Origin of the sequence: Variovorax sp. M-6, assembly GCF_052114385.1 — a bacterium.
Classification (GTDB): domain Bacteria; phylum Pseudomonadota; class Gammaproteobacteria; order Burkholderiales; family Burkholderiaceae_C; genus Variovorax.
In genome coordinates this window covers 1-532 of the sequence record NZ_JBFREQ010000118.1, presented here as the reverse complement: position 1 = coordinate 532, position 532 = coordinate 1, and the positions used below count along the sequence as shown (strand labels likewise).

Genomic DNA, 532 nt, shown 5'->3' with positions numbered 1-532 from the left:
GCCACGGAGGAGCGGATCCGGACGTCCGGCATGGCCTTCACGTTCCTGCGGGACAACTTCTACCTGGACTTCCTGCCGATGCTGGCCGGGGAGGACGGCGTGGTCCGGGGGCCCGCCGGGGACGGCGTCATGGCTGCCGTGGCCCGGGAAGACATTGCCCGGAGCGCAGTGGCGGTGCTGCGGGACCCCGCGGTGCATGCGGGCTTCACCTACAACCTCACCGGGCCGGAGGACATCTCGCTGGCCCGCGCGGCCGAAGTGCTTTCCAACGCCACGGGAAGGACCGTCACGTACCACAATGAAACGCTCGAGGAGGCGTACTCCTCGCGGGCTTCCTACGGCGCTCCGGCGTGGCAGGTCAAGGCCTGGGTGAGCACGTACACGGCGATCGCGAACCGGGAGCTGGCCGGGCCGACGTCGGATGTGCACGGCCTGACGGGGCAGGACCCCATCGGGCTCGCGGAGTTCGTGAAGCTGCCGCAGATTTAGCTGGCCGGCTCGCGCGGCTAATCAGGCGCTGACGGTCCTGGGA

General features: G+C 69.7%; 1 pseudogene. It reads left to right on the top strand.

Annotated elements, in window-relative coordinates:
* Nucleotides 1-489: pseudogene (locus AB4Z46_RS35400) on the top strand (SDR family NAD(P)-dependent oxidoreductase); the annotation flags it as partial.
* Nucleotides 490-532 lie beyond the last annotated feature (43 nt).